Genomic DNA, 25,447 nt, shown 5'->3' with positions numbered 1-25,447 from the left:
CGACTACTTCCCGTTGTGGCTGTCTCGGTTGTCGTACTTCTCGTACGCGTCGACGATACGGCCGACCAGCTTGTGCCTGACGACATCCTGGGAGGTGAGCCTGGAGAAGTGCACGTCCGGCACGCCTTCCAGGATGTCCTGGACCTGGCGCAGACCGCTCCTGGTGCCGTTCGGCAGGTCGACCTGGGTGATGTCACCGGTGACGACGATCTTCGAGTCGAAGCCGAGCCGGGTCAGGAACATCTTCATCTGCTCGGCGCTGGTGTTCTGCGCCTCGTCGAGAATGATGAACGCGTCATTGAGGGTGTTGTGCGTCAGCAGGTAGTCCTGGGTGACGTACAGCGAGTCCTCCGCCGCCACCTGGATGCACACGGCCTCCTCGCGGCCGGCGGGCTCGATGCTGTCGATGAAGCGCATGGGCCGACCGCCGCCCCCGGCCGCGTGGTACGTGTCGCGCTTGCGGGCGAGCCGGAAGGGCTCGATGCCCTCGGGGAGACGGATGTCGACAATGTGCGCGTCGTAGCGGTGCTGGACCTCGCGGCCCTTGGCGCGACCCGGTGTCCGGCCCTCTGCTGCCCGACGGCGGGTGTACGCGACACCGCCGAGCGACTGCACGAGAGAGATCACGTCATCACGGAGCACGATCGACGTCGTTGTGTACTGAACGCGGCACGTGCGGTCCGCCTGAACAACGGGTCCGCCGTCGGCGTCGAGGAGACCCTGGAGCACTCCCAGCCGCACCTCGGCGGAGTTGTACAGATAATCGTCCGGAACGAACTTGGAGTGCGAACGGGTGCCCAGGATGTCCAGCTCACGCAGGATTCGGGTGACCGGGTTCGCCAAGGTGACCACGTCGCCGGCCGACTTCACCCGGTTCAGGACGTAGTCGGGCCCGCCCTTGTGCCGCACGACAACGCCGGCGAGTGAGGCTTCCAGAGCCTGGGCCAGTTCCGGATCCTCCGTCGCGAAGGAGGGCGTGGTGGTGCCGGTGAGACAGCCGTCGCCGAGCAGAAGCCCAAGGGCGTATGGATCCATCGGAACTTCGCGCTCTGGGAAACACACCGGTGCCGTGAGCAGCGGCAGCTCGTAGCGGCGGGCGTGAGCCGCACGCAGGTTCCCGATCATCTCCTGGGTCTCCAGGACTCGCCACGGCTTGTTGCGGCGCTTGTCCGAGGCCGTCCTCACCGTCCACAGATGCTCGCCGCAGCACAGGGTCCAGGAACCGTCCTGGGCGGTGACCCGGTAGATGTCCTTCTCGCCCTGCGGATACACACCGAGGACCGGCGTCGGTTCGCCATTCGAACCGACGACCAGGTCACCGACCCGGAGGTCGCCAATTTGACGCCAGCCGTCCGGAGTCAGGACGTTCGTGAAAACAGGTTGTGCCCGTCCACGCATGTAAGCCAGCGGCGCCACCTCGATCGTGCCCGCCGCCATCAGCCGCGGGATCGAGTCGGGGTCGATCATGTCGTGCAGCGCGTCGTAGAGCGGGCGCAGATACGGGTCGATCTTGTCGAAGAGCGTGCCGGGCAGGAACCCGAGCCGCTCGCCCGCCTCGACGGCGGGCCTGGTCAGGATGATCCGGTTGACCTGCTTGGACTGCAGGGCCTGGACCGCCTTCGCCATGGCGAGATACGTCTTGCCGGTGCCGGCGGGTCCGATGCTGAAGACGATCGTGTGCTTGTCGATGGCATCCACGTAGCGCTTCTGATTGAGCGTCTTGGGGCGGATCGTGCGACCGCGGTTGGAGAGGATGTTCTGCGTGAGCACCTCGGCGGGCGTCTCGCCCTGCGGCTCCCCCTGCCCGTTGCCACTCGCCCGGAGCATGGCGATCGACCGTTCCACTGCGTCCTCCGTCATCGGCTGCCCGGTGCGGAGCACGAGCATCATCTCGTCGAACAAGCGCTGGATCAGGGCGACATCGGCTGCGTCACCCGTGGCTCTGATTTCGTTGCCCCGGACATGGATATCGACCGCCGGGAAAGCCGATTCGATCACGCGCAGCAGCGAATCGCCCGATCCGAGGAGCATCACCATGGGGTGTGCGGCCGGGATCATGATCTGGGCACGCGCCTGCGGCTGTGTGGGTGTCTGAGTCATGGGCCGGCCCTCGGGCCTGCACATACCTCCCGTTGCAGGGTTCTCGCCGCTCGACAACCTCTGGGACCAAGCCTACGACTCCGCACGGACAACACCGAGGGCTTTTTCGCACACGATGCGAACACCCGTGTCCGCGTCACGCGGGGTGGCGGAAGCCGATCGTCGGTACGGCCCGGCGCAGCGGCCACGGCCGGGCGGTGGCGGGAAGCAGATGCTCCAGGAACGCGTACCGCTGGAGGGCCGCCGGATCCTGCCCGTCGCAGGTGCGGACCCGCTGCCACCAGGCGGCGATCTCCGCCCAGCCCGGCGCCGACAGGGACCCGCCGAACTCCTGGACGGAGAGCGCCGCGGTCAGTCCGGCGAAGGCCAGCCGGTCGGCCAGCGGCCAGTCCGCCAGGGTGCCGGTGACGAATCCGGCGACGAAGACGTCACCCGCGCCGGTCGGATCGAGGGCCTCGACCTCGATCGCGGGCACCTCGGCGGTGACACCGGTCGCCGCGTCCACCGCGTAGGCGCCCTCCGCGCCCAGCGTGACGACGGCGATGGGCACCCGTTCGGCGAGGGCGCGGGCGGCGGCACGGGGGCAGTCGGTACGGGTGTAGCGCATCGCCTCCTCCGCGTTGGGCAGGAACGCCTGGCAGTGCTGCAGGTCGGGCAGCGCGTCCAGGTCCCAGCGGCCGGTCTCGTCCCAGCCGACGTCGGCAAAGATCCGGGCGCCGTGCCGGGCCGCGACGGCGACCCACGGCTCGCTGCGTCCGGGAGTCAGCGAGGCGACGGCGGCGCGGGCGCGCGGCGGGCAGCACGGGAAGGTCCGGTCCGCGTGCGAGGGGGCGGCGGGTGGCGGGGCCTCGTGTCCGTGCGAGACCATCGTCCGCTCGCCCTCGTACGCCATGGAGACGGTCACCGGCGAGTGCCAGCCGGGGACGGTGTGCGACATCGAGAGGTCGATGCCCTCGCCCTGTTCGAGGGCGTCCCAGCAGTACTCCCCGTAGTGGTCGTCGCCGAACGCGGCGGCGAGCGAGGTGTGCAGTCCGAGCCGGGCCAGTGCGGTGGCCATGTTGGCGACACCGCCGGGGCTGGAGCCCATGCCGCGCGCCCAGGACTCGGTGCCGCGGACCGGGGCGCTGTCCAGGCCGGTGAAGACGATGTCGAGGAAGACCGTGCCGGTGAGGAACACATCGCAGTCCGGGTCCTGCGGGGCACGCAGCCCGTCCAGTGGATCGATGCCCGGATTGTCTGTGCTCACCTTGTACTCCCCGCTCGTGGCAGATCCGGCCAGTGTGCCCGATTCACCCCTGCGTCCGGGATGGGTCCGCGCCGTCGCACCGGGCGGGCGTGAGCCGGGCCGGTACCTGAGAGCCTGTCGGGCGACCGCCCGATCAGACGTCGCCCGGCAGGCTCTCAGCCGCCCGGGTTCTGCGCATACCAACACTGACCTGCGTAAACATGAGCCGCTACCCGCTTCACAGGACAGCAAACACAAGTGTGGCCCAGATCACTCAAAGGTGGCTTTCGGTCGACTGTACGCACTTGATACAAATTGGCCCGCACGCACCGTCGCCGATCGACGCCGACGAGTGCCACGTCCCCCCGCTGTACCCCTCCCCGCCTTCCCTGCCTCCTCCGGCATGTCTTCAGGAACGCCCATGTCCCCGCGCCCTCGCGCCGCGTGGCCCCTGGTCGCCGTGTTCACCGCCGGTTACCTCGCCGCCTACCTGCTCCCCACCATCGTCGGCCGGCTCTCCACCCATCTGGGCCTCAGCGCGGCCCAGGCGGGCCTGGTCGGCAGCGCGCTCCTGCTGAGTTCGGCCACCGCCGGGTTCACACTGGCGGGCCGGGTCGAGCGGTACGGGTCGCGGAGACCGGCGCGGGCCGGACTGGCGCTGGCCGTGGTGGGCTACGGCTGCGCGGCGCTGGCCGGTTCCGTGCCCCTCGTGGTCATGGGCGCGGTGATCGGCGGGCTCGGCTCGGGTACGGCGACGGCAGTGGCTGCGGCCGGTATCGCCGCGCAGCGCGACCCGCACCGGACCTCGTCCCTGGGCCTGCTGAGCGTCTCCGCGACCGCGGGCGCCCTCTATCTGACGATCCCTCACCTGGGGGGCGGCCACCGGCTGCCGTTCGCCGCGATCGCCCTGGTCGCCCTGCTCGTCTGGCCCGCCACCTGGCGGCTCGGCGGCTCGGCGCCCACCGGTTCGACGGCACCGGTGGGCGGCCGGCTGCCGCACCGCCGCTCCGGTCTGGTGCTGGCGGGCGGCATGCTCGTCTGGTCGATGGCGCAGAACGCCCTGTGGGGGGTCAGCAGCCGGATCGGCGTGTCCCAGGCCGGGCTCTCCGAGGTCACCATCGGCGCGGTGTTCGCCGCCGCGCTCGGCGCCGGCCTGCTCGGCGTGATGGGCGCCGGAGTGCTGGGCGCCAGACTCGGCCGGGCCGTCCCGATCGGTCTCGGCACCGTGATCATCGCAGGCAGCATCGTGCTCAGCTCGTCGGCCGCCGGGCTCGGCTCGTTCGCCACCGGCGAGATCGCGTGGAACACCGTCTACCCGGTGGTCCTGTCGTATCTGATCGGCCTGGCCGCGTCACTGGATGCACGGGGCCGCTGGGCGGTCCTCGCGGGCTCCGCGTCGTCCGTCGGCGTGGCCTGCGGCCCGGTCCTCGGCAGTGTGCTGTCCGAGACGGCCGGCTACCCGGTGATGGGCCTGATCCTGGGCCTCGTGACCCTGCTGGTCGCCGCCCCGGTCACGGCCGTCGCGCTGCACACCGGCGGCCGTCCGCTGGTGCCCGGCTCCGTCCGCCGCCGGGGCGGCGCCCCCGCGGCGCTGCTCGCCGCGACCACCGGCACGTTGTCCGGCGCGGTGCCCAGGATGGGCGCCCCCGAACAGGCCGTCACGGAGATCAGCGTGCCCGCGCTGCGGCGCAGGCGCCTCGGCAGGAACGCGTTCCGGACGGCCGGTCCGTCGGGCGCGGACGGTCAGTCGAACGCGTACGCCTCGACCTCCGCCAGGTAGCGCGACCTGCGCTCCTCGTCGTGGTCGAGGAAGGCCGCCTCGAAGGAGTTCCGGGCCAGGGTGCGCAGCTGCTCACGCTCCAGTCCGAGCGCCTCGTGGACGGCATGGAAGGTGTCTCCGACGTATCCGCCGAAGTACGCGGGGTCGTCGGAGTTCACCGTGCAGAGCAGCCCGGCGTCCAGCATCGCCCGCAGCGGGTGCTGCTCCAGGGTGTCGACGGCGCGCAGCCGTACGTTGGACAACGGGCAGAGGGTGAGCGGCACCCGGTCGGCTGCGAGCCGCTTCACCAGGGCCGGGTCCTCCATGCAGCGCAGCCCGTGGTCGATGCGCTCGACCCCGAGGACGTCGAGCGCCTCCCGGATGTACTCCGGCGGACCCTCCTCTCCGGCGTGTGCGACCTTCCGCAGCCCGAGCGCCCCGGCCGCCTCGTAGACCTCACGGAACTTCGCGGGCGGATGCCCGACCTCCGCCGAGTCCAGGCCGACGGCGCTGATCCGGTGCAGGTACGGCTTCGCGGCGTCGAGGGTCTCCAGGGCCGATTCGGCGGACTGGTCGCGCAGGAAACACATGATCAGCTGGGTGGAGATGCCATGGGTCTCCTCGCTGCGGTCGAGCGCCCGGCCGAGTCCTTCGACGACGGTGCCGATCGGGACGCCTCGGGCGGTGTGCGCCTGCGGGTCGAAGAAGATCTCGGCGTGGCGGACGCCCTGGGCGGCCGCGCGGGTGAGGTAGGCGTCGGCGAGCTGCTCGAAGTCCTCCTCGGTGCGCAGGACGGCCATCAGCGCGTAATAGAGGTCCAGGAAGGACTGCAGGTCGTCGAAGAGGTAGGCGGTGCGCAGCTCTTCGGCGTTCGCGTAGGGCAGCTCCACGCCCCCCCGTTCGGCGAGGGCGAAGGCCAGCTCGGGTTCGAGGGTTCCTTCGATATGGACGTGGAGTTCTGCCTTGGGAAGATGCACGGGTTGCTCGCTCACTCTTGCTGCTGTTGATGTCGGCTCGGGACGGGAACATTGATCAGATCCTGGGCGATGGTCAGTTCGCCCTCGAACCCGGCGGCGCGAGCCTGGGCGGCGAAGACACCCGGATCTGCGTACCGCTGCGAGAAGTGCGTCAGCACGAGATGCCGTACGCCTGCCTCCCGGGCCACCCGGGCCGCCTGTCCGGCGGTGAGATGACCGTGGTCGACGGCGAGCCGTTCGTCCTCGTCGAGGAAGGTCGACTCGATGACCAGCAGGTCGCACCCCTCGGCAAGCGTGTACACGCCGTCGCAGAGCCGCGTGTCCATGATGAACGCGAAGCGCTGGCCGCGCCTGCGCTCGGAGACCTCGTCGAGGCCGACGCCGCCCAGGGAGCCCTCGCGCTGGATCCGTCCGACGTCCGGCCCGCTGATCCCGTGCTCGGCGAGCCGGTCGGGCAGCATGCGCTGCCGGTCGGGCTCGACGAGGCGGTAGCCGTACGACTCGACGGGGTGGGAGAGCCGGTGGGCGTGCAGGGTGTACGCGGCGGTCTCGGCGAGGACCCCGTCGGCCGTGACCGGCGCCTCGGTCAGCTCGACGGATTCGTGGTAGGCGGTCGCGTACCGCAGCCGCTCGAAGAAGCGCTGCCCGCTCGCCGGGTAGTGCGCGGTCACAGGGTGCGGGACCTGGTCGAGATTGATGCGCTGGATCACCCCGGCAAGGCCGAGGGAGTGGTCGCCGTGGAAGTGCGTGACGCAGATCCGGTTGATGTCGTGCGCGGCGACGCCGGCGCGCAGCATCTGGCGCTGGGTGCCCTCGCCGGGGTCGAAGAGGATGCCCTCGCCGTCCCAGCGCAGCAGATAGCCGTTGTGGTTGCGTTGCCGGGTGGGGACCTGGCTGGCGGTGCCGAGGACGACGAGTTCGCGTACGGACATGAGTGCGGCGGCCTGCGATTCGGGGGATTCGGCGTTATCCGGGCGGCCACTGCATTCCGCGGCCGCCCAGGACGTGGGCGTGCGCGTGGAAGACGGTCTGCCCGGCACCGGTGCCGGTGTTGAAGACGACCCGGTAACCGGTGTCGGTGATCTTCTCGTCGGCGGCGACGTTCGCGGCCTCGAGCAGTATGTCGGCGGCGATCTGCGGCTCGGCGGCGGCGAGGGTGGCGGCGTCGCGGTGGTGGACGCGGGGGATGACGAGGATGTGGGTGGGGGCCTGGGGGTTGATGTCGCGGAAGGCGACGGTCGTCTCGGTCTCGCGGACGATGGTTGCCGGGACGTCTCCCGAGACAATCTTGCAGAACAGGCAGTCGGGCTGCGGTTCTCCCGCCATGGCCGGGCTCCTCGGTCGCGTGGTTGATCCGTACACGGGCATGCTATCGGGCGCGGTTGGCCGGCTCCCGGGACCGGGGGCGGAGCCCCGGTCCCGGGAACGGGCGGGGAGGAGAACGAGAGCCTTTCTTCCGGATCAGGCCAGATCCGGAAGAAAGGCCCAGCGCCTATCCCGGGAGACCCGGTGCCGACTTCGCCGGGCTCTCCGCGAGCCTCTCCAGCGCGATCCGGATCGCGGCGTCCAGCTGCGGATCCCGCCCCGCCGCATGGTCCTGCGGCGCCATCACGACCTCCACATCCGGGTCCACCCCGTGGTTCTCCACACCCCAGCCGTACCCCTCCAGCCAGAACGCGTACTTGGGCTGCGTGACCAGCGTGCCGTCGACCAGCCGGTACCGGCTGTCGATGCCGACCACGCCGCCCCACGTCCGGGTACCGACCACCGGCCCGATCCCGAGCGCCTTGATCGCCGCGTTCACGATGTCGCCGTCCGAGCCGGAGAACTCGTTCGCCACGGCCACCACCGGACCGCGCGGCGCGTCCCCGGGGTAGCTGTACGGCTGCATACCGCGCGGCAGGTCCCAGCCGACGATGCGGCGGGCCAGCTTCTCCACGATCAGCTGCGACGTGTGACCGCCGCGGTTCTCCCGTACGTCCACCACCAGCCCCTCACGGGCCACTTCGACCCGCAGGTCCCGGTGGAGCTGCGCCCAGCCGGAGCCGACCATGTCGGGGACGTGGAGATAGCCGAGGCGTCCGCCGGACTGCTCGTGCACGTACGCCCGCCGGTCCGCCACCCACGCGTGGTACCGCAGCGCCTCCTCGTCCGCGGTCGGCACGACGACGACATGACGCAGATTGCCGCCGTCCGCCGGCGAGACGGTCAGCTCGACCGGCTTGCCCGCCGAACCGGTGAGCAGCGGCCCGGGCCCGGTCAGGGGGTCGATCTCCTGCCCGTCGACGGCGAGGATCGCGTCCCCGGCGCGGACCGCGACGCCGGGCGCGGCAAGCGGCGAACGGGCTGCCGGGTCGGACGTCTCGGACGGCAGGATCCGGTCGATACGCCAATGGCCTTCGTCCGTACGGGAGATGTCGGCCCCGAGCAGCCCCTGCCGGCTCGCGTCGTCGTTCCGGCCGCCCGGCGGCGTCACATACGCGTGCGAGGTGCCGAGCTCCCCCTGCACCTCCCAGAGCAGGTCGACGAGGTCGTCATGGGTGGCGACGCGCGCCAGCACCGGCCGGTAGCGGTCGAGGACGCCGTCCCAGTCGACGCCGCCCATGTCGGGCCGCCAGAAGTTGTCGCGCATGATGCGACCGGCCTCGTCGTACATCTGGCGCCATTCGGCGGCCGGTTCGACGGTCCGGCGGATCCGGGAGAGGTCGACGGTGATGCTGTTGTCGCTGCCGCCGTCGTGGTCGTCGTCGGAGTCCGCCGGGACACGACTGTCGGAGGGTACGACGCGCAGCTTGCCCCGGGTGTGCAGGACCAGCCGCTTGCCGTCGCCGCTGACGGCGAACCGGCTGACGTCGGAGGCGAGTTCGTCGCTGTGCAGCTTCTCCAGGTCGTACCGTTCCAGGACGGTCTCCGGTCCCCGGGAGTCCGGCGTCGCCCCCGCCGTACCGAGCACGCCCGTCACCGGGTGCCGCAGCCACAGCAGTCCGTCCTTCGCCGCGCGCAGCGAGGAGTAGCGGGCGGCCTCGACGGGCAGCGGCACGATCCGGTCGGCGAGCCCGTCGAGGTCGATCCGGGTGACGGGCAGCGCGGTGGGGTTGTCCTGGTCGCCGCCGCCGGAGCTCTTCTCCTTCTCGGTCGGGCGGCCGTGACGCTGCGGCCCGAACGGGGAGGGCGTGGTGGCGGCGAGCGTCAGCAGGTGCGGGCGGCAGGCGCCGACGAAGGCCAGGTCGAAGACGTGTGCGTCGTAGACCGGGTCGAAGGTCCGCTCGGAGAGGAAGGCGAGGTGCTTGCCGTCGACGGTGAACGCGGGGGCGTAGTCCCGGAAGCGGAGCGGCGTGGCCTCGGCGACGGACAGATCGGCGAGGTGCGCGAGCTTGAGCTGGCGCAGCGGTTCGGGTCCGGGGTGGGACCAGGCGAGCCATGCCGAGTCCGGCGAGAAGACGAGTCCGGAGGCGTCGCCGTGTTCGCTGCGGTCGACCTCGTGGACCTCGCCGCTCTCCCGCTCGACGATCAGGATCCGGCCGTCGTGCGAGGCGACGGCGAACCGGCTGCCGTCGGCGGCCGCCGCCAGGTCGAGCACCCTGCCGAGCCGGTTGGCGGCCAGTCGGCGCGGTGCGGTGCCCGGAGCGGTTCCGGTGGCGGGTACGCACTCCAGGGCGTCGTCGCCCTCCGCGTCGGTGACCCAGACGACGTGCTGATCGCCGTCGGCCTGGAAGGTACGGGGCAGTCTGGCCCGCACCCCGGGTTCGACGGCCAGTGCGCGGGCCGGGCCCTCGCGGTGGGTGACCCAGTGGACGGCGCCGCGCGTCCCGACGGCGCTGCCGCGGCCGGTACGGTCCGGGGACGCCGAGTCGAGGTGGCTCCCGGCGTGGACGGAGTGCGGCTGGAGGTCGGCGCGCTGGCCGCCGAGGCGGATGTCGAGACGCCGGGGTCCGGCGCCTTCCAGGTCGTCGAGCAGCCACAGCTCACCGGCCGAGGCGTAGCTGACGCGGGTGCCGTCGGTCGTCGCGTGGCGGGCGTAGAAGCCCTCGGCGTCGGTGTGCCGCCGCAGGTCGGAGCCGTCGGGGAGCGAGGAGTAGAGCGCGCCGACGCCTTCGTGGTCGGAGAGGAAGGCGAGACGGTCGCCGACCCACATCGGGCATTCGATGTTGCCGTCGAGGCCCTCGTGGATCCGTACGAAGTCCGCGACGCCGTCCGGCCCCTGGCCTTCGCCGGGTGCTTGTGCGAGCCACAACTTGCCTGCCGTGCCGCCCCGGTAGCGCTTCCAGGTGGCGGCCTCGCGCCCCATGGTGGCGGAGAGCAGCAGGACCCGTCCGCCGGGTCCGTACGCGAGGGAGCCGACCGGTCCGTACGGCAGGGTCCGCGCGGGCCCGCCGTCGACCGGGACGGCCCGGGCCCAGCTGCGGCGCAGCGACACCTGCCCCTGGGTGCTGGTGACGAGGACGTCGCCCTCGGGGGTCCAGCCGCGCACGGTGGTCCGCGCGTCGCCCCAGTAGGTCAGCCGCTTCGAAGGGCCTCCGTCGACGGGGGCGAGGTGCACCTCGGGGGCGCCGTCCCGGGTGGATGTCCAGGCGACGTGGGTGCCGTCGGGCGATATGTGTGGCTGGCGGACGGGCCGGTTGTCGGCGCTGACCCGCCAGGCCCGGCCGCCGTCGAGCGGCGCCAGCCAGACATCGTCCTCGGCGGTGAAGGCGATCAATTCGCCCTGGACATGGGGGTACCGGAGATAGGCAGGCTGTGTCACATCGATCACCCTAGGCTGCGGTCGTGTTCCGGGGAACAGGGTTGGCCGGAGTCCGCCCCCGCCGTCGCGTCGGACCCACTCACTTGCCCTGCGGATATCCGGTCACCGTGACCGTCACGGTGACGGTCGGCCGGACACGGCCGCCACCACCGTTTCCACCGCCTGCCGGCGGTGTCATGCCGCCGGTCGAGGGGGTGGCGTGACAGTTGCCGAGCACATCGGCCCGCAGGACGGTCCTGCCGCCGACCTTCCCGGTCAAGTCCCCCCGTACACAAAGCCCGCTGACCTCCTTCGTGACCTTGCCGGCGAGTGTGATGTCCTTGCCGCCCCTGTTCCGGCCGCGGCAGTCGACGTGCGCCACCTGCCGCACGGACGCGGAGCGCGAGGCCGAGGACGGCGTCCTACCGCCGCCCTCGACCTCGGCCGTGCAGTTCAGCCACTGCACATCGACCCCTTTGCGCTCCAGCGCCGCGGTTCCGGCCCGGTCGGTGGTCAGGGCGACGGACGCGGAGTTCAGCCCGTCGATCGGCTCGCAGGCGGCGGCCCCCGCAACCGCCGCACCGACGAGGCACAGTACGGCCGGAATGCGATGGGTCCGGCCGCGACCCCATGAACTCAATGCCCTCAATGTCCCCATACGAGGCAGGGTCCCACCACTCCCCCGCGGTGCGGTAGACCGCTTGCAGCCACACCGGACGTGTTGTATACGGCGGTTACGCCCAGCGGCCGGTGCGCCCCAGCAGCAGTGCCGTCGCCGCGGTGCCCGCCGTCGAGGTGCGCAGGACGCTCCGGCCGAGCCGGCAGGTCCGGGCGCCTGCCTCGGCGAAGGCAGCCAGTTCCTCGGGCGACACACCGCCCTCGGGGCCCACGACCAGGACGATCTCGCCCCCTGCGGGCAGTCCGACGGTGGCCAGCGGCTCGCTGTCGTACCCCCGGTCCTCGTGCAGGACGGCCGCGAAGTCGGCTGTGGCCAGAAGTGCGGCAACCTGTTTGGTCGTCAGTGCGTCCGTCACCTCCGGGAATCGCACCCGGCGCGACTGCTTTCCCGCCTCGCGGGCCGTGTTCCGCCACTTCGCGAGGGCCTTGAGACCGCGGTCGCCCTTCCACTGGGTGATGCAGCGCGAAGCCTGCCACGGCACGATCGCGTCGACGCCCGTCTCCGTCATCGTCTCGACGGCGACCTCGCCGCGGTCACCCTTGGGGAGCGCCTGGACCACGGTGATGCGGGGTGTGGGACGGGGCTCCTCGTGGACCGTGCAGAGGTCCGTCACCACCAGCCGGTCCTTGCCCTCGGCGGCCCGCACGACCCCTTCCGTCCACCGGCCGTGCCCGTCCGTCAGGACGACGTCCTCACCGGCCCGCAGCCGCTTGACCGAAACGGCGTGCCGCCCCTCGGGACCGTCCAGGACGAACTCGGGCCCGGCGGGGACCTGTTCGACGACGAAGACCGGTGCGGTCACTGCGTGCTCCTTGTGCTCGGTGCCGCGTGCGCGGCGTCCAGTTCTTCGGCGAGCAGCTCGACCAGCCGGCCGGCCGGCAACTCGCGTGCCATGCGGTGGCCCTGGCCCGCCCACAGGGCCATGCCCTGCGCGTCCCCGGCCCTGGCCGCGGCCTTGCGCAGCCCGCTGGTGACATGGTGCACCTGCGGGTAGGCGGCGGGGGCGTAAGGACCGTGCTCGCGCATGAAGCGGTTGACGAGGCCGCGGGCGGGGCGTCCGGAGAACGCCCGGGTCAGGGCCGTCCGTACGAACAGCGGGTTGGTCAGCGCCTGCTTGTGCAGCAGATGGGCGCCGGACTCGGGGCAGACCAGGAATGCCGTGCCGAGCTGCGCCGCCTCCGCGCCCGCCGCGACGACCGCCGCGATCTGGGAGCCGCGCATGATGCCGCCGGACGCGATGAGCGGCAGCTGCACGGCCTCACGGACCTGGGCCACCAGAGTGAGCAGCCCGATGCCGGCGTCGTCGGCCTGTGGGTCGTCGCGGTGGGTGGACCGATGGCCGCCCGCCTCGACGCCCTGGACACAGATCGCGTCGGCGCCCGCCCGCTGGGCGGCCTGGGCCTCCTCGGGCGAGGTGACCGTCACGACGGTGTACGTACCGACTCCGGCGAGCGCGTCGAGGGCGTCGCGGGTGGGGCAGCCGAACGTGAAGGAGACCACCGGAACGGGGTCCTCCAGGAGAATCGCGAGCTTGGCCTCGTAGCCGTCGTCACCACTGGAGTCCGGGTCACCGAGCGGGGTCTCGTACCAGGCGGCCTCACCGGCGAGCTGGTGCCGGTACACCTCGACGGCGCTCGGGTCGGCGAGGTTCGGCTGCGGCATGAAGAGGTTGACGCCGAACGGCTGACCGGTCATTCCGCGCAGCTGTTTGATCTCGTTGTACATGCCGTCGGCAGTCTTGTACCCGGCGGCCAGGAAGCCGAGCCCACCGGCTTCGGCAACGGCCGACACGAGCTGCGGACAGGACACACCGCCCGCCATGGGGGCCTGCACGATCGGATACCGGCAGAGATCAGTCAACGCGGATGACATGACCGCATCGTGTCACGTCCGGTGCACCCTGCCGAATCAGCCACGTCATGACCGGAGCGGTATACGCGGAACGCCGTAGCGCCCGCCGGTCCGGGGACGGGCGGGCGCTACGGCGCAAGGGAACAGCGGGTGCGGACGGTCCTCAGCGGCCGTTGAACGCATCCTTCAGGCGGGAGAAGAGTCCCTGTTGCCCTGGCTGGAACTGACCGGTGGGCCGCTCCTCGCCACGCAGCTTCGCGAGCTCCCGCAGCAGTCGCTCCTGCTCCGGGTCCAGCTTCGACGGGGTCGTCACCTCGACGTGCACGATCAGGTCGCCGCGCCCGCCGCCCCGCAGATGCGTGATGCCGCGGCCGTGCAGCGGAACCGACTGGCCGGACTGGGTGCCCGGCCGGATGTCGACCTCCTCCAGGCCGTCGAGCGTCTCCAGCGGCACCTTCGTGCCGAGCGCGCCCGCTGTCATGGGGATGGTGACCGTGCAGTGCATGTCGTCGCCGCGGCGCTGGAACACCGGGTGCGGCAGCTCATGGATCTCGACGTACAGGTCGCCGGCCGGGCCGCCGCCGGGGCCGACCTCGCCCTCGCCCGCGAGCTGGATGCGGGTGCCGTTGTCGACACCGGCGGGGATCTTCACGGTGAGCGTGCGCCGCGAACGGATGCGGCCGTCACCGGCGCACTCCGGGCACGGGGTCGGCACGACCGTACCGAAGCCCTGGCACTGCGGGCAGGGCCGCGAGGTCATGACCTGGCCGAGGAACGACCGGGTGACCTGGGAGACCTCGCCGCGGCCGCGGCACATGTCACAGGTCTGGGCGGAGGTGCCGGGTGCGGCGCCCTCGCCGCTGCAGGTCGTACAGACGACGGCCGTGTCGACCTGGATGTCCTTGGTGGTACCGAACGCCGCCTCGGCGAGATCGATCTCCAGCCGGATCATCGCGTCCTGGCCGCGCCGGGTGCGCGACCGTGGTCCACGCTGCGACGCCGTGCCGAAGAACGCGTCCATGATGTCGGAGAAGTTGCCGAAGCCACCCTGTCCGAATCCGCCCGCGCCACCGCCGCCGGAGGCGGACAGCGGGTCGCCGCCGAGGTCGTAGACCTGCTTCTTCTGCGGGTCCGACAACACCTCGTAGGCGGCGTTGATCTCCTTGAACCGCTCCTGGGTCTTCGGATCGGGGTTGACGTCCGGATGCAGCTCGCGTGCGAGCCGCCGGAAGGCCTTCTTGATCTCGTCCTGAGATGCGTCGCGGCGCACGCCGAGAACGGCGTAGTAGTCGGTGGCCACTTACGACTCCGCCAGGATCTGTCCGACGTAACGTGCCACTGCGCGTACCGCTCCCATCGTTCCGGGGTAGTCCATGCGGGTCGGTCCGACCACGCCGAGTTTGGCGACTGCCTCGTCGCCCGAACCGTAGCCGACCGCGACGACGGACGTGGAGTTGAGCCCCTCGTGGGCGTTCTCGTGCCCGATACGTACGGTCATGCCCGAGTCCTTGGCCTCGCCGAGCAGCTTCAGCAGCACGACCTGCTCCTCCAGCGCCTCCAGCACCGGCCGGATCATCAGAGGGAAGTCGTGCCCGAAGCGGGTGAGGTTGGAGGTGCCGCCGATCATCAGCCGCTCCTCCGTCTCCTCGACGAGGGTTTCGAGCAGGGTGGAGAGCACGGTGGACACGGTTCCCCGGTCCTCGCTCTCGAAGGATTCCGGCAGGTCCTGCACCAGCTGCGGGACGTCCGAGAACCGGCGCCCCACGACCCGGCTGTTGAGCCGGGCCCGCAGATCGGCGAGAGAGGTCTCACCGAACGGCGCGGGACAGTCGATCATGCGCTGTTCGACCCGGCCGGTGTCCGTGATCAGCACGAGCATCAGCCGGGCGGGCGCCAGCGACAGCAGTTCCACATGCCGCACCGTGGACCGGGTCAGCGAGGGGTACTGGACGACGGCGACCTGCCGGGTCAACTGCGCGAGCAGCCGCACGGTGCGGCCCACGACGTCGTCGAGGTCGACCGCACCGTCGAGGAAGTTCTGGATGGCCCTGCGCTCCGGCGACGACAGGGGCTTGACCCCCGCGAGCTTGTCGACGAAGAGACGGTAGCCCTTGTCCGTCGGGATGCGACCCGCGCTGGTGTGGGGCTGGGCGATGAAACCCTCGTCCTCGAGCACAGCCATGTCGTTGCGGACGGTGGCCGGGGAGACCCCCAGCTTGTGCCGCTCGGTGAGCGCCTTGGAGCCGACGGGCTCCTCGGTGCCGACATAGTCCTGGACGATGGCGCGCAGCACCTCGAGTCTGCGTTCGCTGAGCATGGCGCACACCTCCAGCTGTGTTTCCTCGGTGGTTCTGGTCGATCTCCGGTGATTCCTGGCACTCGATGCGTACGAGTGCCAGCGACCCCCGCCAGTGTACGGCGGTCGGGTGGGGCCCTAGCAAGGGCGACCGGCCACCCCACCCCGAGACTGCGCAGGTCGATGCCGATAGCGTCTCCGCATGGACGCGTCTTGGGAAGAGTTCGGCTGGGAGCGACTGGGCAACGGCGTGGGCCGCCGGAGGCTCCCCGGGTGGGACGCCACGGTCGCACTGGTGGTCGGAGCGGAGGCGGCCCTGCTCTTCGACACGGGATCGACGCTGCGCGAAGGTGTGGAGATACGGACCCAGGTGCAGGCCATGACCGGCCGGAGGGTGACGCATATCGCACTCAGCCACCCTCATTTCGACCATGTGCTCGGCACCGCGGCATTCGCCGGGGCGGAGGTGTACGGCGCCATCGGTACGGCCGCTCTTCTCACCGGCGGTGCGGACGAGCTGTACGCCGACGCGGTACGCCACGGGGTGTCCGAGGAGGACGCGGCGCAGGCGGCGGACGTCCTGGTGGCGCCGCATCACCAGGTCTGCGGCGAATGGACGCTCGACCTGGGCGGCGGCCGTCAGGTACTGCTGGCGAACCTGGGCCCTGCGCACAGCGGCCACGACCTCGTCGCCCTCGTGCCCGACTCCCCGGCCGTGGTCCTCTGCGGCGACCTGGTCGAGGAATCGGGCGAACCGCAGGCGGGCCCGGACGCGATCCCGTCGCGCTGGCCGGCCGCGCTGGACCGGCTGCTGGCGCTGGGCGGCGAGGACGCGGTGTATGTGCCGGGGCACGGGGCCGTCGTGGACGCGGCGTTCGTACGGGCCCAACGTGACCGGCTGTCCGACGCCTTCGGCGTGTCGTGACCGGTTTCCGTCCTATCGTCGTCCGATGCGCAGCTACCACCCGGACCTGACCCCGCCCTGGAAGAAGTCCGCTCCCGTGCCCGAGGTCCCCGCCGAGTCCGATCTGGTCGTGGAGGAGGTCTCCACCGGCTTCTGCGGTGCGGTGATCCGCTGCGAGAAGACGGCGCAGGGCCCGACGGTGACTCTGGAGGACCGTTTCGGCAAGCACCGGGTGTTCCCGATGGAACCGCGCGGCTTCCTCCTGGAGGGCCGCGTCATCACTCTCGTACGCCCCTCGGCGACCGGCCCGGCCCGCCCCGCCCGCACGGCCTCCGGTTCCGTGGCGGTCCCCGGCGCGCGGGCCCGGGTGGCGCGGGCGGGCCGGATCTACGTGGAAGGCCGGCACGACGCGGAGTTGGTCGAACGGGTCTGGGGCGACGACCTGCGCATCGAGGGTGTGGTGGTGGAGTACCTGGAAGGCGTCGACGACCTCCCGTCCATCGTCCGCTCCTTCGCCCCCGGCCCGGATGCGCGTCTGGGCGTCCTGGTCGACCACCTGGTCCCCGGCTCGAAGGAGTCGAGAATCGCGGCCGAGGTCACCGACGCGAACGTGCTGGTGGTGGGGCATCCGTACATCGACATCTGGGAGGCGGTGAAGCCGGCGTCGGTGGGCATCGGCTCCTGGCCGGTGGTGCCCCGCGGCCTGGACTGGAAGACGGGCGTGTGCCGGTCACTGGGCTGGCCGGAGAACACGGGCGCGGCGTGGCAGCGCATCCTGTCGACGGTCCGCTCGTACAAGGATCTGGAACCGGCGCTGCTGGGCTCGGTTGAACACCTGATCGACTTCGTGACAGCTCCGGCCTAGGAGGGTGCGCCGTCCGCCCGTAGCGCGGGGCTGGCGGCGTCTGGTGCGTGCGATCGCAAGGCGGAGGGGCGCCCCGATACCAGGCGTATCGGGGCGAGCCCGACAACGCAGCGAGCATGCCAGGCGTCGCCAGGCAGGCGGGACTTTCGACACACGCCCCAGGGTCTGGGCCCGGGGGCCCGAAGGTGGAGCCTCCGGTTCCGGGAAAGGGGGCGGGCAGCGGAACGGGGCCGGCCCCCGCGGCGCCCCCCCCCCCCGCGCCCCCCCCCGCCCCCCCGCGCGGCCCCCCCCCCCCCCCCGCCCCCCCCCCCCCCCCCGGCCCCCCCCCCCCCCCCCCCCCCGCCCGCCCCCCCCCCCCCCGGCCGGGGGGGGGGGGGGGGGGCCGCGTGGGGGGGGGCGGGGGGGGGCGGGGGGGGGGGGCGCCCCCCCCCCGCCCCCCCCCCCGACCCACCCCCGCCCGCGCGCCCCTCAGTCCACCAGGTCCCTGACCACCGCATCCGCGAGCAACCGCCCCCGCAGCGTCAGCACCGCCCGCCCAGCCGCATAAGGCGCCGCCTCCAGCAGCCCGTCCTCCACCGCGCGCCCCGCCGCTGCCAGTCCGGCGGGCGCCAGCAGCGACAGCGGGCATCCGTCGACCAGCCGCAGCTCCAGGAGAATCCGCTCGACCCGCCGGTCCTCCGCCGACAGGATCTCCCGTCCCGCGCCCGGTGACCGCCCCTCCGCGAGCGCCTGCGCGTATGCGCCGGGATGCTTCACGTTCCACCAGCGCACCCCGCCCACATGGCTGTGCGCCCCCGGCCCGGCGCCCCACCAGTCGGCGCCCCGCCAGTACAGCTCGTTGTGCAGGCACCGCCCGTCCACCGTCCGGGCCCAGTTCGACACCTCGTACCAGGAGAAGCCCGCCGCGGCCATGGCCTCGTCAGCGATCAGATACCGGTCGGCGTGGACGTCGTCGTCCGTCATCGGAACCTCGCCGCGCCGGATCCGCCGCGCCAGCTGCGTGCCCTCCTCGACGATCAGCGCGTACGCGGACACATGGTCCGGCCCCGCTCCGATCGCCGCGTCCAGCGAGGCCCGCCAGTCGTCGTCTGACTCCCCGGGCGTGCCGTAGATCAGGTCGAGATTGACGTGCTCGAAGCCCGCCTCCCGGGCCTCGGCGACACACGCCTCGGGCCGCCCCGGCGTATGCGTACGGTCGAGGATCTTCAGCACGTGCTGCCGGGCGCTCTGCATCCCGAACGAGATCCGGTTGAAGCCGCCTTCCCGCAGCTCCGCCAGATACGCCGGGTCGACCGACTCCGGATTGGCCTCGGTGGTGATCTCGGCGTCGTCGGCGAGCCCGAACTCGTCACGGATCGCCGCCAGCATCCGGACGAGATCCCCGGCGGGCAGCAGCGTGGGCGTACCGCCGCCGACGAACACCGTGCGGGCCGGTCGCGGGTCGTCGCCGAGCACCTTGCGGGCCTGGCGGACCTCGCCGATCAGATGGGCCGCGTAGTTGTCCCGGGATGCCAGCGCACCGCCCGACCCTCGCAGCTCGGTCGCCGTGTACGTGTTGAAGTCGCAGTACCCGCAGCGCGTGGCGCAGTACGGCACGTGCAGGTAGAAGCCGAGCGGCCGGTCGGCGGCACCTTCCAGGGCATGGCGGGGCAGCGCCCCGTCGTCGGGCACGGGCTCACCATCGGGCAGTACGGAAGGCATACCGTCCATTGTCACTCGTCGCCGGTCCTGTTCCGCCCGCGCTCACCGGGCCTGCAGGACCACCAGGGCCAGATCGTCGTCCGGCGGGCGCTCGGCGAACTCGTGAACGGCGCGTTTGATCCGGTCCGCGATCCCCTCCGCGGTCAGCCCGGCGCACCCGGCCAGTGCCCGGGCGAGACCGTCCCCGTCGTCGAACATCGCCGGCCCGGAGCGCCGCTCCGTGACCCCGTCCGTGACGCAGAGCAGGCTGTCCCCCGGCTCCAGGTCGAAGCTCTGGCTCTCGTACGCGACGTCCTCGACGACCCCGAGCAGCACCTGCGACTCGGCGGCGGCCCGCACGGTGCCGTCGGGCCGCAGCAGCAGCGGCAGCGGATGGCCCGCGCTGGCGAGCGTGCAGCGCACTCCACCACCGGGCAGCGGCACCATCTCCCCGTACAGCAGGGAGAGGAACCGGGGCTGCCCGCCGTCCGGCAGCTGCGGACCGTCCTCCCGCAGATGCCGGCCGCCCTCCGTCAGGTGCTGCCCGCCCGCGGCCGCGACCATGAGCGCGGCGGCCTCGGCGGTCTCCATCGCGTCGTCGAGGAGCAGCCGGTTGAGCCGGTCCAGCACCTCGCCGACGCGGAACCCCTCCCGGGCCAGCAGCCGCAGCCAGGGCCGGGCGAGGCCGGTCACGACGGCGGCCTCGGGGCCGCTGCCCTGCACATCGCCGAGGACGAAGCACCAGCGGTCGCCGGGGCACGGGAAAATGTCGTAGAAGTCACCGCCGACGACACCGTCGTCGGAGGGCTCGTACACCAGCGAGCTGGTGACGCCGGGTATCTCCGCGACCTTGCTGGGCAGCAGACCGCGCTGCAGGACACGGCTGATGGTGGCCTGCCGCGTGTACGCGCGAGCGGCGCCGACGGCGAGGCCGACGCGGCGTACGAAATCCTCGACCAGGGCGGTCACTTCGTGCGGCACCCGGGCGGCGCCCTCCCGGCCGAGCAGAACGGTGCCGAGCGTGCGGTCCCCCGACGTCATCCGAAACCCCAGAGCCGTCCCCTCGTCCTCCCCGTCGCTCAGGGGCCACGGAACCGGGACCGGCCCGGTGCCGGCCTCGTCGGACAGCAGGAGCGGCTCCTCCTCCAGGACCGTGCGCAGCTGCTCCGTGCCGTCCTCGTCGGCGTGCCAGACCCGCACCAGCCGTGGCGCGGCCGAGGGCCCGCCGCCTTCGCCCTGCAGCCAGATCGCGCACCAGTCGCCGAGCCGGGGCACCAGCAACTGCCCGGCGAGCGCCGCCACGATGTCCTCGTCGAGCTGCCCCGCGAGCAGATCCGATGCCTCGGCGAGGAACGAGAGCGCCCCGCGCCCGGCCCAGTCCGCGTCGTCGCGGACGGCGCGGCGGGCGCTGGGGGCGAGCAGCTCGGCGGCGTGCAGTTCGGGCTCGGCTGCCGGATCGGGCGCGTCGGTCCAGTCGTCGACGGGCAGCCGGGCCCAGACGGTCTTCAGGCCGGTGCGGTACGTGATGCCCCAGCGCTCGGCGAGCGTGGCCACGACCTGCAGCCCGCGCCCGCACTCGGCCGGTCCGTCCCGGTCCGCGGCCGATAACGGGCCGGGGCGTTCGCTGCGCACGGAACGGGCGGGGTGATGATCGGTGACCTCCAGCACCAGGGCGGCGGCCTCGTCCCCGGCCGCCTCCTCCAGCCGGAAGAGCAGATCGACGGTGGTCCCTGCGTGGACGACGGCATTGGTGACGAGCTCATCGACGACAACCACCGCATCGTCCGCCAACCGGTCGCTGAACCCCACGGCCGCGGGCAGCCCCAGTCCGGTCCACTCGGCCAGCGCGGCCCGGACGAACCGGCGGGCGGCGGCCGGCGCAAGGACATTCCCGGGCAGACTCGTCCGGGCGACCGGCTGCGCTTCCACCTGGCCGACGTATGTACCGGGACGCTGAACGGTGTCCCGCTGCAAGGGAATGGGCCCCATGGCGCAGCTCCTGACCTGTTCTCGCACGGCCTGTCTCGTGCCGTGTGCCGCTGACGACACCGACAGAGTGACAGACCGGACCTGTCCATAAGCACCGAGTTACCGAAGTGAACAGAGAACGACGCAGGACCGTTTGTCAGAAACGGCGACGCGAAACGACGGTGCGGACGGGGCAGCTCACCCCGTCCGCACCGCGCGCTTCGTGACGCCTCGCGTTACGCCTCGCGGGCCCCCACGTACATCTCGTCGATGAGGTTCTTGTACTCGCGCTCGACGACCGGCCGCTTGAGCTTGAGGCTCGGCGTGAGCTCGCCGTGCTCGACGTCGAGGTCGCGCGGCAGCAGCCGGAACTGCTTGATGGTCTGCCAGCGCTGCAGCCCCTCATTGAGCCGCTTCACATAACCGCCGATGAGCTCCACGGTCTGCGGGGACGCGACCACGTCGGCGTACGGCTTGCCCGCCAGGCCGTGCTCGGCGGCCCAGCCGAGGATGGTCGGCTCGTCGAGGGCGATCAGGGCGGTGCAGTAGTTACGGTCCGCGCCGTGCACCAGGATGTTGGAGACGAACGGGCACACCGCCTTGAACTGCCCCTCGACCTCCGCCGGGGCGACGTACTTGCCGCCCGACGTCTTGATCAGGTCCTTCTTGCGGTCGGTGATCCGCAGGTAGCCGTCCACCGAGAGCTCACCGATGTCACCGCTGTGCAGCCAGCCGTCGGGCTCCAGCACCTCGGCGGTCTTCTCCGGCTCGCGGTGGTAGCCCTGCATGATGCCGGGGCCGCGCAGCATGATCTCGCCGTCGTCCGCGATCCGTACCTCGGTGCCGGGGAGCGGCTTGCCGACCGTACCGGTGCGGTAGGCCTCGCCCGGGTTGACGAAGGAGGCGGCGCTGGACTCGGTGAGCCCGTAGCCCTCCAGGATGTGAATGCCGGCGCCGGCGAAGAAATAGCCGATCTCGGGGGCGAGAGCCGCGGAGCCGGAGACACAGGCGCGGAGCCGGCCGCCGAAGGCCTCGCGGATCTTGGCGAAGACGAGCGCGTCGGCGACCTTGTGCTTGGCGCCAAGTGCGAACGGTACGGAGGCCCTGCCGGTGCGCCGGAAGTTGTCCTGGGACACCTTGGCGTACTCGCGGGCGACCCCGGCCGCCCACTGGAAGATCTTGTACTTGGCGCCGCCACCGGCCCGCGCCTTGGACGCGACCCCGTTGTAGACCTTCTCGAAGATCCGGGGCACAGCAGCCATGTACGTCGGCTGGACGACCGGCAGGTTCTCGATGATCTTGTCGACCCGGCCGTCGACCGCGGTCACATGACCGACCTCGATCTGGCCGGAGGTGAGGACCTTGCCGAAGACGTGCGCGAGCGGCAGCCAGAGGTACTGGACGTCGTCCTCGGTGATCAGGCCGGTCGCCACGGTGGCCTTGGCCATGTACGACCAGTTGTCGTGCGGCAGTCGCACACCCTTGGGACGGCCGGTGGTGCCCGAGGTGTAGATCAGGGTGGCCAGCTGGTCGGGGGAGATCGCGCCGACCCGCTCCTGGACCACGGACGGGTTCTTCGTCAGGAGCTCGGCGCCGCGGGCCTCCAGGTCGGCCAGCGAGAGCACCCAGCCCTCGGGGTCGGCCGCGTCGGGCTCGACGCCCTGCGGGTCGATGACGACGACATAGGCGAGCTCCGGCAGGTCGGCGCGGCGCTCACGGGCCTTGGCCAGCTGGCCGGCGTCCTCAGCGATCAGTACCCGGCTCTCCGAGTCGGCGAGGATGAACGCCGACTCCTCGGCGTTCGTCGACGGGTAGATCGTGGTCGTCGCGGCGCCCGCACACATCACACCGAGGTCGGCGAAGATCCACTCGATGCGGGTGGCGGAGGACAGCGCGATCCGCTGCTCCGGCTCCACGCCCAGACCGATGAGCCCGGCGGCGATCGCGTAGACACGTTCCGCGGCCTGTGCCCAGCTCACCGACTTCCACTCATCGGGGCCCTGGCCGGTGGCCGACGGGACCGGGAAGCGGTAGGCCTCCCCGTCCGGAGTGGCCGCCACGCGCTCGATGAAGAGGCCCGCCACGGAGGGCGGTCGGTTATCGATCATGGTCTGTGTGTCGCTCACGACATCCTCCGGGCCTGCGGCAGTGCTTCACGACCGATTGGTGGTTGCTGCGTGCTGCTGCTTGTTCCTGCTTGGGTACGTCCGTCTGCGTGCTTGTCCTGCGTGCTTGTCCGCGCGGATGGTTCCGCTTGTTTAACTGGCGAGTAACCACGAAGCCGTGATCAGGGTAAAGCGCCCGCGTCCGCCGCGTAAGAGGCAATCGGACGCCGCTTCGTAACGAACGGGCCCCTGCGCCGCAGCATGCTGCGGCGCAGGGGCCCGTGGGGCTACCACCCAGTAGCGGGTACGGAAGCCGGAGCCTGCCCAAAAGCGGGAATCCGCCGGGAGCTACTTCTTGCCCTTGCCCTCGCCGCCCGACTCGTCCGTCGACAGCACGGCGATGAAGGCCTCCTGAGGCACCTCCACATTGCCGACCATCTTCATCCGCTTCTTGCCTTCCTTCTGCTTCTCCAGCAGCTTCCGCTTACGGGAGATGTCACCGCCATAGCACTTGGCGAGGACGTCCTTGCGGATGGCGCGGACGGTCTCACGGGCAATGACCCGGGAGCCGATGGCGGCCTGGATCGGCACCTCGAAGTTCTGCCGCGGGATGAGCTCGCGCAGCTTGGCGACGAGCCGCACGCCGTACGCGTACGCCTTGTCCTTGTGCGTGACCGCGGAGAACGCGTCGACCTTGTCGCCATGCAGCAGGATGTCGACCTTGACGAGCTGGGCGGTCTGCTCGCCGGTGGGCTCGTAGTCGAGCGAGGCGTACCCGCGGGTCTTGGACTTCAGCTGGTCGAAGAAGTCGAAGACGATCTCGGCGAGCGGCAGGGTGTACCGGATCTCGACCCGGTCCTCGGAGAGGTAGTCCATGCCGATCAGGGTGCCGCGCCGGTTCTGGCAGAGCTCCATGATCGCGCCGATGAACTCGCTGGGGGCGAGGACGGTGGCGCGCACGACCGGCTCGTGCACCTTGTCGATCTTGCCCTCGGGGAACTCGCTCGGGTTGGTGACGATGTGCTCGCTGCCGTCCTCCATGTCCACGCGGTAGACCACGTTGGGGGCGGTGGCGATGAGCTCCAGACCGAACTCGCGCTCCAGGCGCTCGCGGATCACGTCGAGGTGCAGCAGACCGAGGAAGCCGACACGGAAGCCGAAGCCGAGGGCCGCGGAGGTCTCCGGCTCGTACACCAGGGCGGCGTCGTTGAGCTGGAGCTTGTCGAGGGCCTCGCGCAGGTCGGGATAGTCCGAGCCGTCCAGCGGGTACAGCCCCGAGAACACCATCGGCTTGGGGTCCTTGTAGCCGCCCAGCGCCTCGGTCGCACCCTTGTTCAGGGAGGTGATCGTGTCACCGACCTTGGACTGCCGGACGTCCTTCACACCGGTGATGATGTAGCCCACTTCGCCCACACCGAGACCGTCGGCCGGGGTCATCTCCGGGGAGGAGACACCGATCTCCAGCAGCTCGTGGGTGGCGCCGGTGGACATCATCTTGATGCGCTCGCGCTTGTTGAGCTGGCCGTCGACGACACGGACGTACGTGACGACGCCGCGGTACGAGTCGTAGACCGAGTCGAAGATCATCGCGCGGGCCGGTGCGTCGGCCTTGCCGACGGGCGCCGGGACGTCCCTGACCACCCGGTCAAGCAGGGCGTCCACACCGATGCCGGTCTTCGCGGAGACCTTGAGGACGTCCTCGGGCTGGCAGCCGATGAGGTTGGCCAGCTCCTCGGAGAACTTCTCCGGCTGCGCGGCCGGCAGGTCGATCTTGTTGAGCACCGGAACGATGGTGAGGTCGTTCTCCATCGCCAGGTACAGGTTGGCCAGCGTCTGGGCCTCGATGCCCTGCGCGGCGTCGACCAGCAGGATCGTGCCCTCGCAGGCGGCGAGCGAGCGGGAGACCTCGTACGTGAAGTCCACGTGGCCGGGAGTGTCGATCATGTTGAGGACATGGGTGCTGCCCTGTCCCTCGCCCGTGGTGGGCGCCCAGGGCAGACGTACCGCCTGGGACTTGATGGTGATGCCGCGCTCGCGCTCGATGTCCATCCGGTCGAGGTACTGAGCGCGCATCTGCCGCTGGTCGACCACACCCGTCAGCTGAAGCATCCGGTCGGCAAGGGTCGACTTGCCGTGGTCGATGTGCGCGATGATGCAGAAGTTGCGGATCAGCGCCGGGTCGGTACGGCTCGGCTCGGGCACGTGGATAGGAGTCGCGGGCACGCAGGGTCCTGATTCTTGAGACGCCGAACGCCGTGTCTCGGGTCGATGTCGGGTCGGTCGGATCGATACGTAGCTTCCATCGTCCCACGCCC

The 25,447-nt window shown here is 71.2% G+C and carries 18 protein-coding genes; 3 read left to right on the top strand and 15 right to left on the bottom strand.

What is annotated here, in order from left to right:
* Window positions 1-3 precede the first annotated feature (3 nt).
* Both ACIBB8_RS00145 and ACIBB8_RS00140 read right to left on the bottom strand, forming a co-directional pair.
* Entirely contained in the window at window positions 4-2,100 is a 2,097-nt protein-coding gene (locus tag ACIBB8_RS00145; protein ID WP_398948131.1) for a PhoH family protein, read from the bottom strand.
* Window positions 2,101-2,236: 136 nt separating this feature from the next.
* Window positions 2,237-3,346: a carbohydrate kinase family protein gene (locus ACIBB8_RS00140; protein ID WP_398948130.1), complete on the bottom strand. Its 1,110-nt coding sequence runs from the start codon at window positions 3,344-3,346 to the stop codon at window positions 2,237-2,239.
* Between the two features lie 400 nt (window positions 3,347-3,746).
* Between ACIBB8_RS00140 and ACIBB8_RS00135 the strand changes: the two genes are divergently transcribed.
* Window positions 3,747-5,105, top strand: coding sequence for an MFS transporter (locus ACIBB8_RS00135; RefSeq protein ID WP_398948129.1), 1,359 nt, complete (start codon window positions 3,747-3,749; stop codon window positions 5,103-5,105).
* On the opposite strand, the gene ACIBB8_RS00130 is transcribed toward ACIBB8_RS00135, so the two are convergent.
* From ACIBB8_RS00130 to hrcA, 9 genes are all read right to left on the bottom strand, one after another.
* Complete coding sequence (locus ACIBB8_RS00130) at window positions 5,069-6,061, bottom strand: adenosine deaminase (protein WP_398948697.1); 993 nt, start codon at window positions 6,059-6,061, stop codon at window positions 5,069-5,071. The genes ACIBB8_RS00135 and ACIBB8_RS00130 overlap by 37 nt on opposite strands.
* An 11-nt stretch (window positions 6,062-6,072) precedes the next feature.
* A complete protein-coding gene (locus ACIBB8_RS00125) occupies window positions 6,073-6,993 on the bottom strand; it encodes a ribonuclease Z (RefSeq protein ID WP_398948128.1) in 921 nt (306 codons plus the stop codon).
* 34 nt (window positions 6,994-7,027) lie between these two features.
* Window positions 7,028-7,387 (bottom strand): histidine triad nucleotide-binding protein, encoded by a 360-nt coding sequence (locus ACIBB8_RS00120; protein ID WP_358859004.1) that lies wholly within the window; start codon window positions 7,385-7,387, stop codon window positions 7,028-7,030.
* 166 nt (window positions 7,388-7,553) lie between these two features.
* Entirely contained in the window at window positions 7,554-10,805 is a 3,252-nt protein-coding gene (locus ACIBB8_RS00115) for a S41 family peptidase (RefSeq protein ID WP_398948127.1), read from the bottom strand.
* A gap of 79 nt (window positions 10,806-10,884) precedes the next feature.
* Window positions 10,885-11,424: a hypothetical protein gene (locus ACIBB8_RS00110; RefSeq protein WP_398948126.1), complete on the bottom strand. Its 540-nt coding sequence runs from the start codon at window positions 11,422-11,424 to the stop codon at window positions 10,885-10,887.
* A 94-nt stretch (window positions 11,425-11,518) separates the two neighbouring features.
* Window positions 11,519-12,265 carry a 16S rRNA (uracil(1498)-N(3))-methyltransferase gene (locus ACIBB8_RS00105; RefSeq protein ID WP_366137545.1) on the bottom strand — a complete coding sequence of 249 codons (747 nt, stop codon included), beginning with the start codon at window positions 12,263-12,265 and terminating at the stop codon, window positions 11,519-11,521.
* Entirely contained in the window at window positions 12,262-13,335 is a 1,074-nt protein-coding gene (locus tag ACIBB8_RS00100) for a nitronate monooxygenase (RefSeq protein WP_398948125.1), read from the bottom strand. Before ACIBB8_RS00100 ends, ACIBB8_RS00105 begins: the two co-directional genes overlap by 4 nt.
* Before the next feature lie 142 nt (window positions 13,336-13,477).
* Entirely contained in the window at window positions 13,478-14,614 is a 1,137-nt protein-coding gene (dnaJ, locus tag ACIBB8_RS00095) for a molecular chaperone DnaJ (protein ID WP_358859083.1), read from the bottom strand.
* Window positions 14,615-15,631 carry a heat-inducible transcriptional repressor HrcA gene (gene hrcA / locus ACIBB8_RS00090; protein WP_266985805.1) on the bottom strand — a complete coding sequence of 339 codons (1,017 nt, stop codon included), beginning with the start codon at window positions 15,629-15,631 and terminating at the stop codon, window positions 14,615-14,617.
* 181 nt (window positions 15,632-15,812) lie between these two features.
* On the opposite strand from hrcA, the gene ACIBB8_RS00085 reads away from it, so the two are divergent.
* Together ACIBB8_RS00085 and ACIBB8_RS00080 are read left to right on the top strand one after the other, a co-directional pair.
* A complete protein-coding gene (locus tag ACIBB8_RS00085) occupies window positions 15,813-16,535 on the top strand; it encodes an MBL fold metallo-hydrolase (protein ID WP_398948124.1) in 723 nt (240 codons plus the stop codon).
* A 25-nt stretch (window positions 16,536-16,560) separates the two neighbouring features.
* Window positions 16,561-17,379: a DUF3097 domain-containing protein gene (locus ACIBB8_RS00080; protein WP_398948123.1), complete on the top strand. Its 819-nt coding sequence runs from the start codon at window positions 16,561-16,563 to the stop codon at window positions 17,377-17,379.
* A gap of 468 nt (window positions 17,380-17,847) precedes the next feature.
* Here ACIBB8_RS00080 and hemW read toward each other — a convergent pair whose 3' ends face one another.
* From hemW to lepA, 4 genes are all read right to left on the bottom strand, one after another.
* Complete coding sequence (gene hemW / locus ACIBB8_RS00075; RefSeq protein ID WP_398948122.1) at window positions 17,848-19,080, bottom strand: radical SAM family heme chaperone HemW; 1,233 nt, start codon at window positions 19,078-19,080, stop codon at window positions 17,848-17,850.
* A 42-nt stretch (window positions 19,081-19,122) separates the two neighbouring features.
* Entirely contained in the window at window positions 19,123-21,048 is a 1,926-nt protein-coding gene (locus ACIBB8_RS00070) for a SpoIIE family protein phosphatase (RefSeq protein ID WP_398948121.1), read from the bottom strand.
* 215 nt (window positions 21,049-21,263) lie between these two features.
* On the bottom strand, window positions 21,264-23,153 hold the full coding sequence (locus tag ACIBB8_RS00065) for an AMP-dependent synthetase/ligase (RefSeq protein WP_398948120.1): 1,890 nt from the start codon (window positions 23,151-23,153) through the stop codon (window positions 21,264-21,266).
* A gap of 327 nt (window positions 23,154-23,480) precedes the next feature.
* Window positions 23,481-25,355, bottom strand: coding sequence for a translation elongation factor 4 (lepA, locus tag ACIBB8_RS00060; RefSeq protein ID WP_398948119.1), 1,875 nt, complete (start codon window positions 25,353-25,355; stop codon window positions 23,481-23,483).
* Window positions 25,356-25,447: the final 92 nt, after the last annotated feature.

This window comes from Streptomyces sp. NPDC051286 (genome assembly GCF_044455345.1).
Classification (GTDB): Bacteria; Actinomycetota; Actinomycetes; order Streptomycetales; family Streptomycetaceae; genus Streptomyces.
This window is presented reverse-complemented; position numbering and strand designations above follow the sequence as displayed.

Bases quoted from the DNA above. Each gene is read 5' to 3' on its own strand.
- hemW (WP_398948122.1), bottom strand. From the start codon at position 19,080: ATGCCTTCCGTACTGCCCGATGGTGAGCCCGTGCCCGACGACGGGGCG.
- ACIBB8_RS00100 (WP_398948125.1), bottom strand. From the start codon at position 13,335: ATGTCATCCGCGTTGACTGATCTCTGCCGGTATCCGATCGTGCAGGCC.
- hrcA (WP_266985805.1), bottom strand. From the start codon at position 15,631: ATGCTCAGCGAACGCAGACTCGAGGTGCTGCGCGCCATCGTCCAGGAC.
- ACIBB8_RS00125 (WP_398948128.1), bottom strand. From the start codon at position 6,993: ATGTCCGTACGCGAACTCGTCGTCCTCGGCACCGCCAGCCAGGTCCCC.
- ACIBB8_RS00080 (WP_398948123.1), top strand. From the start codon at position 16,561: ATGCGCAGCTACCACCCGGACCTGACCCCGCCCTGGAAGAAGTCCGCT.
- ACIBB8_RS00070 (WP_398948121.1), bottom strand. From the start codon at position 21,048: ATGGGGCCCATTCCCTTGCAGCGGGACACCGTTCAGCGTCCCGGTACA.
- ACIBB8_RS00145 (WP_398948131.1), bottom strand. From the start codon at position 2,100: ATGACTCAGACACCCACACAGCCGCAGGCGCGTGCCCAGATCATGATC.
- ACIBB8_RS00085 (WP_398948124.1), top strand. From the start codon at position 15,813: ATGGACGCGTCTTGGGAAGAGTTCGGCTGGGAGCGACTGGGCAACGGC.
- ACIBB8_RS00135 (WP_398948129.1), top strand. From the start codon at position 3,747: ATGTCCCCGCGCCCTCGCGCCGCGTGGCCCCTGGTCGCCGTGTTCACC.
- ACIBB8_RS00120 (WP_358859004.1), bottom strand. From the start codon at position 7,387: ATGGCGGGAGAACCGCAGCCCGACTGCCTGTTCTGCAAGATTGTCTCG.